General features: G+C 63.7%; 4 protein-coding genes. All 4 read right to left on the minus strand.

The window, feature by feature from the left end; all coding sequences use genetic code 11:
* Positions 1-1807: beta strand repeat-containing protein (locus tag AAHM41_RS39215; protein ID WP_342242065.1), on the minus strand; the 1807-nt coding region annotated here is incomplete at its 3' end.
* A 571-nt stretch (positions 1808-2378) separates the two neighbouring features.
* Positions 2379-3011 carry a hypothetical protein gene (locus tag AAHM41_RS39220; RefSeq protein ID WP_342242066.1) on the minus strand — a complete coding sequence of 211 codons (633 nt, stop codon included), beginning with the start codon at positions 3009-3011 and terminating at the stop codon, positions 2379-2381.
* 218 nt (positions 3012-3229) lie between these two features.
* Positions 3230-3517: a ribbon-helix-helix domain-containing protein gene (locus AAHM41_RS39225; RefSeq protein WP_342242067.1), complete on the minus strand. Its 288-nt coding sequence runs from the start codon at positions 3515-3517 to the stop codon at positions 3230-3232.
* Between the two features lie 542 nt (positions 3518-4059).
* On the minus strand, positions 4060-4335 hold a 276-nt coding region (locus AAHM41_RS39230), incomplete at its 5' end, for a hypothetical protein (protein ID WP_342242068.1).

Genomic DNA, 4335 nt, shown 5'->3' on the forward strand with positions numbered 1-4335 from the left:
AGGCCGAGCCACCGGTGATCGACAGCGTGTCGCCGTCGATATCGGAGGCGGCGGCCAGGATCACCGCCTTGGATACGGTCAGCGGGGTGTCCTCCGCCGCGCTCTGGTCCGCGACCGCGCCGGCGGCCGGGCCGTCATTCACGCCGGTGATTGTCATCGTCACCGTCGCGGTGCTCTGCGCCCCCGCGCTGTCCTGCATCGTATAGGTGAAGGTATCGGTCGCCGTGGCGTCGGCGGCCAGATTCTGGAAGGCCGAGCCCGGGTCGTAGACCACGTTGCCGTCGCCATTGATGCTGACCGAGCCCAGCGCGCCCGTGCCGTTCACCGAGACCAGGGTCTTGGTGTCGCCGGCGTCGGGATCGGTGTCGTTGGCCAGGAGGCTCGCCGCCGTCAGGAACACCGGGCCGCCATCCTCCTGCGCCGAGCCAGTGTCGGCGACGGCCGTCGGCCCCGTGTTCGGGGTATAGGTGCCGGAGGTGTCGGTGATGGTCTCGACGCCCTGGGCGAACAGCTGCGTGCGCTGGGCCGCGCTGAAGGCCGCGCCGACGAGCGTCACGCTGTCGCTGGTTCCCGCCCCCTGGATCAGCAGGGCGGTGGCGACCGCGTCGGTGGTGAAGGCCGTTCCCGCGGCCCGGCTGGTGGTGATCTGCTCGATCCCGGTCAGCGTCTTGCCGGTCAGGTCGAGCACGGCGTCGCTGGTGGTGAGGGTATCCGTGCCGCCGCCGCCGTTGAGGGTGGTCACGCCGCCGAGGCCTCCGGCGCCGGCCGTGAAGGTGTCGTTGCCGCTGCCGGTCTTGATCACCTCGATCGCGACCAGGCTGTCGGTGCCGATCCCCGTCCCTGTCACGGTTCCGGCGGAGAGATTGACCGCCAGGCCGTTGGTGGTGGCCGAATAGTCGACGGTGTCGGTCCCGGCCCCGCCGCTGAAGCTGTTGCTGGTGCCGTTGGTGATGTCGGCGACGATGGTGTCGTTCAGCCCGGTGCCGACGATGTTCTCGATGCTGGAAAGCGTGTCGGTGTTGCCGAAGCTGTCGGTGGCGCTGCCGGATGCGAGATTGACCGTGACCGCGCCGCTGCCGCCGTCCTGGCCGTAATCGGCCGTGTCGGTTCCGCCATTCCCTGTCAGCGTGTCGTTGCCGGCACCGCCGACCAGCGTATCATTGCCCGCCCCGCCATTGAGCTGGTCGGTTCCCGCCCCGGCGATGAGCGTGCTGCCAGCGGCTGCGGCAGTGAGGATATCGTTGCCGCTGCCGGTCCTGATGATCTCGATCGAGGTCAGGGTATCGGTGCCGATGCCGGTACCTGAGGCCGATCCGCTGCTCAGATTGACGGTCAGCGCGCTGGTCGACGCCGAATAGTTGACGGTGTCGGTGCCGTTACCACCGTCGAAGACGTTGTTCGTGAAGTCCGAGACGCTCGACACGATGGTGTCGCTCAGCGCGGTGCCGATGATGTTCTCGATGCTGATGAGGGTATCGGTGTTGCCGAAGCTGTCGGTCGCGCTGCCGGTGGCGAGGTTGACCGTGACGGCGCCGGTGCCGCCGTCCTGGCCATAATCGGCCGTGTCGGTGCTGCTGCCACCGTCCAGCGTGTCGTTGCCCGAGCCGCCGATCAGCGTATCGTTGCTCTGGTCGCCATTGAGATTGTCGGCGCCGTCTCCGCCATAGACGGTGTCGCTGCCGTTGCCGGCATTGACCGTGTCGTTGCCGGTCCCGTTCGGGGAGGTCGTCGACCCACCATAGATGGTGTCGGAATTGCTGGTTCCGCTGATCGTCTCGTTCCCAGAGGTGCCAAAGATCGTCGCCATGGGGGGTCGATTCTTCGAATTATTGGGTAATTTTAGGAAAATTGTATGATTATGCGGCAGGTGCTTGCCGCGGACAGGGACCATTCAGCGAGAGAGGTGGGGTGAAGCTCCGACCGTGGCGTCCGGTCACGGCCGGCAATGTCGCGGGTATCGGAAGTTTGATCTATGAGACGGAGTCCGTTTCTATCGCTTTTTCTCCAGCAATTCCGGACGCTCGGAATACTCGTTTAGTATGGCGTGATCGAGATTTCACATATGGTTCTATTCAGGGTCAATTACGCCCTAGGGCGTATTCGGCTACCACCTCCGTCGCCCGGGCCCCCATTGGGCATGGCTGGAATGAATAATTCCCATACGGAGATCCCTGGACTCCTCACGTTCGGATATCCCGACGACAAGCCGGCCGAGGCTCAACCACGCTCCGAACTGTGCAAATGACCGGCTTCCCTGGATGAAGGGAGAAGCCGCCGGTAGCCGGAAGTACGACACATCGCTGCCGCGGCGCCATGGCATCGGCCGGTCACGATCGGTTCACTCGCGATCCGCTCCACCGAATGCCTGGACCAGACAACTAGGACCGCGGCTCCGCCGGCAGGCTGAACTGGAACAGGGGCGTCACGGTCATGTGGTCCGTCGGGCTTCCGAGCGGATGGTTGATCGACAGGCGCAACGCCCGCGCCTGCCAGTCGACCACGCCGAGGAAGATCAGCCGGCCGAAGACATGCGACCGCGGCGCGATCTGCATCTCCGGATTGTCCGGCGGGGGAAGGAAGGGGTAGCTCCGGCCGCGATCGTCGGTCAGCAGCAGGCTGCCGGACGGGTTGAGCCGCCGCCGGCCGATCCCCGGGTTGAAGATCTCGACATCGACGACGATGCTGGAGGGCAGGAAGCTCACGGTATCGACCAGGATGGTCACGCCGTTCGGGTGCGTCTTGCTCTGCCGCACGCGGACGTTGACGGGTGCAAGTTGCTCGACCAGTGGAAGCTGTGGCGCCTGCAACGTCCGCCCCATGCCCGATCCCGGCAGCGGCAGTCCTGGCTTGACCAGCGGATAGGTTGGTGTCGGCGTCCCCGGCCTGCCGGCTGGCCGCTGCAGCGGCGGGTCGACCTCGAACTGTTGGAGCTGGGCATGCGCCCCATCGGAGAGACTTGCGGCGACGCCCAGAATTGCGGCCCCCCGGAGGCAGCGACCCAGGGTGCGCATCGGCCTCTGGGCAATCCGGAACAATCCGTGGCGGCAGACGGGATCGGCCATGATGCTCAAGTCTCCGCCCTGCGCTGCGGTCACGCAATTGGGCGATTGGGTGAGCCCGGCCATCCCGCCGGAGGATATCCGCTCTCGCCAATGCGGCCGGCAACCATGGTCCGGCATGGGAATCGGCACGGGGCGATGCCTCGCGGGCCATCCACTCCTGGGCGTCCCTAGAAAAAGCCTTTCGGAACCACCGGGCGGCGATTATGAGCCAACGCAAAGAAGTAGGCCTGGACGAACACCCGAACCGCGCTGGACAGGCTGCCGTCATCTCGTTGCGAGGCGCGTATCCTGGTCACGAGAGTGTTCACGGGAATTCCCTCCCGCGTCACGATCTCTTCGAGCCCGATCCAGAATTGCTGCTCGAGCCGGATGCTGGTGCGACTTCCACCAATCGTGACGTTCCGAGTCCGAGGCTCCAGAGGATTCATCAATCGAAAATTGCCGACGCGCCCCATTATCTTCGCCACCTCTAATTGAAGCTTACAGTATTTTCTCGTCAATAATTATGCAGAAGATCGAAATTTGATTTTCAGAATATCAATTTGAGTGACGCATTACATCTTTTGTTGCATGAGATTTACCGTGAAACAGCCCTCGGTTGTAACATGTGAGCGCTCGCCGCCCCTGTCGGACAGGGCATCTCGTCCAATGGTAGCCCCCCGAGTCGACGATACCGGTGCCCGCGCCTGCTCCGCGTCGTTGCGCTCCATCGGGAGCGTGCTCGCGCCCGCTGTGGACGGAAAGGACATGGGCAGGCAAGCTTCAACCACAAGCTCACCCCGGCGATCCCATACCGCGAAAGACCAGCTTTTGGATGCAGAACGCTCGATATACAACTACACGCAACAGTGCAGGCAGGACTCTGACCTGGGCGCCATGTCTTTTCATATACGAAATAGCACCTATATATACAGGCAACTCTAGATCTGGCGGATGAAGCATATGAATTGTGGATGAGATTTGAAGATCTCCGGAAGTTGCCGTGGCGGCATGCTCATCACTGGCCCAGCTTTGGCCTGTCCATCGGCCTTTCGGCTGCCTTCTCACCGCCGCTGATACGCGGCAGTCGACCGCAAGGGAGTCGTAGCCAGATGGGGGCAATCATCGCCGAAGCGAAGCCCTGGCTGAGCGAATGCCGATCCCGATCGGCGCAGCTGACAGACGCCGTTGCCGGAGGTCGTAGGCGGAAGCAGGCGGAGAAAGCCTGCCAAGAGCAGGAGAAGAGCTGATGTGCGGCATCGTCGGCATCGTCGGGACCAAGCCGGTCGCCGCC

Source organism: Inquilinus sp. OTU3971 (genome assembly GCF_038440215.1).